The sequence below is a fragment of the Okeania sp. SIO2B9 genome, assembly GCF_010672505.1.
GTDB lineage: Bacteria > Cyanobacteriota > Cyanobacteriia > Cyanobacteriales > Microcoleaceae > Okeania > Okeania hirsuta.
This window is the reverse complement of sequence record NZ_JAAHGK010000738.1, coordinates 1-3,905: the sequence shown is the minus strand read 5'-3', so window position 1 is coordinate 3,905 and position 3,905 is coordinate 1. Positions and strand designations below refer to the sequence as shown.

Here is a 3,905-nt window from a genome sequence, read left to right as displayed (position 1 = left end):
TAGGAGTTATGGAGGAGTTAGTAGGAAGAATAGTCCCTTAATTTTTCTGCCCTAGTGAGCCTTTAATGCTAATCGCCCTCCTATCCCTATGCAATTGATTCTGTCTCCTGTCTTCTGTCTCCTGACTCCTTCTTCAAGGAGTTGCTGACTTATTTGCATTCAATTCTTGTTGAGAATATATACCTGCTTTTAAGTTAGATTTATGTTGTGCTTCTGCCGCTACTTCTGCCTTAGCTTCCGCCACAATATCCCCGAATATTTCTACTGTTTCTGCTAGAGCACCTTTAGTTTTTTCCAAGAAAGAAACACCAGTTTTAATAGTTGCTTTAGCTACAGGTTTTAACAAAGGTAAAATAATCGGAGTTAATACAATAGCACCCACACCTACTGCAATCGGAACTCGATTTTGAATAACAGTTTGTTTAACTTGTTGAGGTAAATTTTGAGTTGCTTGTTGCCAGGTTTGATTAGCTACCACAGGCAAATTTTGAACCACTGATTCTGGTATATTTTGATTAGTTTGTTCTACCATATTAATGATCTCCTGATATTAGTATTATTAATCTTATAAAATAACTATAACAAAAAAACACAAACGAGGGTAATTAATTTTTTATTAAATTTTTGTTGCTATTTATTTTCAACAATAAAATATAGCAGAATAAAGAGGGAAAAAGGAAGAGGGAAGAGGGAAGAGGGAAGAGGGAAGAGGGAAGAAGGAAAAATGTAAGCATTCAGCTATTAGCAGTCAGCTCTCAGCAATAATAACCTGTGCTTAAGGACGAGTTTTAAATGAATATAGACTTTAGAGCTGACTGTTATAGTAAGATTTTTCGTTTCTTAGTCAATAAAGCTTTTATCACTCATTAAAAGCAATAGCTGATAGCTGATAGCTGATAGCTGATAGCTGATAGCTGACGGAAAAATATTGCTTTGTCTTAGCTTTAAGCTCTCGATCTGTCTGCGACCTTTCCTTCCACTGCTATATCAACCACAAATTTATAGATTACTTAATAACCCAGAGTAAACTACAAAAATTAAGATGAAACTTATACCCCATATATTTTAAAAATACTAAAATTTTAGACCGAGTTCACTTAAATATTTAATAAATAATTTTAAGACTGAAGAATGTGGCAAGTAAGCATTCAGCGGTCAGCATTCAGCAATCAGCTATTAATTCACTGCCTTTATAGCAGGAATTAGTATTGAGAAGTTTAAGGAGAATTCAAAGTATTGAAAAAACAACTAACCTTGACCTGAGCAGTGTATATCCATTATTTATGAAACAGCTAAAAGCTGAATGCGAGCTAGCTGAATACTTACTGTGGCAAAGTAGATGAATTTTTGCTATAAAACCTTTATTATATAAACTTGATATTAAATGAATTTAACCGGAGCTTTTCTCCAAACCCTAGTTTAAGAACTTAAAAATATCCTCAATAAACCTGATTTATTTTATGACAAATAAAATTTTAGCCCTTGATTTTGGTGGTACAAAGTTAGCAGCAGCAGTATTAAATGCTGGCGAAAGAAACTGGCAAGACTATCAAAAAACTTTTTCCCCTCCCCATGCTTCTGCTCAAACAGATATTGAAATGATGCAAACTATTTCTCACAACCTTCTCAAAGGCGAAAAACCTGCTGCTATAGGAGTCAGTTTTGGCGGTCCCGTAGATGCAACCACAGGTACAGTTCGTCTATCCCATCATGTAAAAGGTTGGGAAAATATTCCCCTCAAGCAAATCTTAGAAACCGAATTTAACTCACTCGCAATAGTTGATAATGATGCCAACGTAGCAGCATTAGGAGAACATCGTTTTGGCGCTGGTCAAGGATATGACAACTTACTTTATATTACTGTAAGCACAGGTGTAGGTGGAGGTTGGATTCTCAATGGCAAACCATGGCGCGGTGTCCAGAGTATGGCAGGAGAAATAGGTCATGTCACAGTCGATCCAGAAGGTCCAATTTGTCTTTGTGGTAAACGTGGTTGTGTAGAAAGATTAGCATCAGGTCCCTATATTGCCCAACAGGTAAGAGAACAGTTGCAATATCAACCTCAAGAAGGGCAAATTTTGCGGAGTTTGGTAAATAATGATTTAGAAGCAATAACTGCCCAGGAAGTTAGTCAAGCAGCTATGCAAGGAGACAAAATTGCTATTAAGGCGATCGAATTAGCAGGTTGGGGTTTGGGAGTAGGTATTGGGAATGTAGCTAATTTAGTTAACCCCGAACGGTTTATTTTAGGGGGTGGGGTGATGAAAGCAGGTGAATTATTGTGGGAAACCTTACAACGAGTAGCAAGAGAAACTGCTTTACCAGAAGTCAATTTTGAGATTTTACCAGCAGCATTGGGTGATGAAGCACCTTTGTGGGGGGCAGTGGCATTAGCTGAGGATTTGTTGTTGAGTAACCAATAATATCATATTCGGTTGAAAAGTTTAAAGAATTTTTAGAGATGGAGAAAGGAGGGAGAGCAGGGGTTCTATATATAGATATAGCAGAGAAAAGGCAACAGACAACAGTGGAAAAAACATTGCCTAGTCTAAGATTCATCATCAGCATAAGTCCTAACCGCTCTGGTTATTGCCATACCTACCACCTAACGCAACACTCCCCGATCGCGTACCTGCTTTAGCAATTCCACTGCCTCTTGATGACCTTCTGAACTTGCCCAGACCAAAGCAGTCCATTTATTATTATCTTTAGCCTTGATATCTGCGCCCCGGTCTAGCAAAATTTGAATGGCGTTAATATGGCCACTACCAGCAGCTGTCATCAAGGGAGTCAAGCCAAAATTAGTAGCAGCATTGACATCAGCACCAGCATCCAATAAAATTTGCAAAATTTTCCGATCGCCACTACCTGCAGCACCCATCAAAGGCATCCAGCCATCATTATCATTATTGTTGACATCAGCGCCAGCAGCCAATAATTTTTTAACTATTTCTATATGGCCAGCTTCCACAGCAGCAATTAAAGGAGTGGAACCCTCCGAGTCTTTAGCATCGATATCTGTACCTTCATTCAGCAAAGTTTCGACTTGAGAAATATCTCCAGTTTTAACCACATCAATTAATTCTGTCATCTTAGATTTTCTCCTATAATTTGGTTTTATCTAAAGTTAAGAGGATATCTGAAAAGTTGTTTAATACTGAATTTTGCCCCCCTACCCCCCCCATTCTGGGGGGAACAAGAATCCATTAACTGCTAAAAGTCCCCCTTTATTAATCCCCCTCCCGTCCCCCTTGGGAAGGGGGAAGCCAGAGGATGCTGCGCTTTTGAAGGATGGGGGATGCGCGGGGGCGCGTTATGTAGCAAATGAGACTTCTCAGACAACCTCTAAGTATATTAGCTACCTGGGTGCGACCTGTTGTGCAACAGTTACTACAACAGGCAAATATTGATATGAGAATTTCTGTCATTCTCTCACCTTGTCCTCATGCTACTGGAAAAGAAGCAGCGATCGCTCTGTTAGTCTATTAATTTTCTTGTTTTTTTCCCGTACTATACCTGTAGCAATAGCACCAGTAACCAAGAGACCAAGAATATTTGTGGGTTCGGGGACAGATTCTGCTGTCAACTCTAGTTCCGCGAAAGAAACGACAGCATCATCATAATAAAACCAGGGAATTGTATTAGTAACAGAATCTAATGAATTGATAATCTCTGCAGAGGTAAACCCAAAGTCTAGCAAATCTATAGAAACTGTACCTGTAGTTCCCACCGCAGGGATACCAGGAATGCTAGGTATACTAATAGATTTTCCACCAACAACTCCAGTGACATCTGTTGTAACTCCAGAATTAATAGGAGAGAGAGTCAAAGTTAGGAGAGCCGAGTCTAGAGGGCTAGAAACTGGAAAAAGTGTTAGATTACTGTCATTTGATTTCTCAAATGAC

The 3,905-nt window shown here is 38.9% G+C and carries 5 protein-coding genes; 2 read left to right on the top strand and 3 right to left on the bottom strand.

Going from position 1 to position 3,905, the window contains the following annotated elements; genetic code table 11:
• Positions 1-133: 133 nt before the first annotated feature.
• A complete protein-coding gene (locus F6K13_RS22565; protein WP_124143200.1) occupies positions 134-532 on the bottom strand; it encodes a DUF5132 domain-containing protein in 399 nt (132 codons plus the stop codon).
• A gap of 928 nt (positions 533-1,460) precedes the next feature.
• Here F6K13_RS22565 and F6K13_RS22560 point away from each other — a divergent pair.
• Positions 1,461-2,423, top strand: coding sequence for an ROK family protein (locus F6K13_RS22560; protein WP_124143201.1), 963 nt, complete (start codon positions 1,461-1,463; stop codon positions 2,421-2,423).
• Positions 2,424-2,605: 182 nt separating this feature from the next.
• Here F6K13_RS22560 and F6K13_RS22555 read toward each other — a convergent pair whose 3' ends face one another.
• Complete coding sequence (locus F6K13_RS22555) at positions 2,606-3,091, bottom strand: ankyrin repeat domain-containing protein (RefSeq protein ID WP_124143202.1); 486 nt, start codon at positions 3,089-3,091, stop codon at positions 2,606-2,608.
• Between the two features lie 233 nt (positions 3,092-3,324).
• Here F6K13_RS22555 and F6K13_RS22550 point away from each other — a divergent pair, with 233 nt between their 5' ends.
• Entirely contained in the window at positions 3,325-3,489 is a 165-nt protein-coding gene (locus F6K13_RS22550) for a hypothetical protein (protein ID WP_161564321.1), read from the top strand.
• On the opposite strand, the gene F6K13_RS22545 is transcribed toward F6K13_RS22550, so the two are convergent.
• Positions 3,449-3,905: PEP-CTERM sorting domain-containing protein (locus F6K13_RS22545; protein ID WP_287288446.1), on the bottom strand; the 457-nt coding region annotated here is incomplete at its 5' end. The two genes, F6K13_RS22550 and F6K13_RS22545, sit on opposite strands and share 41 nt — an antisense overlap.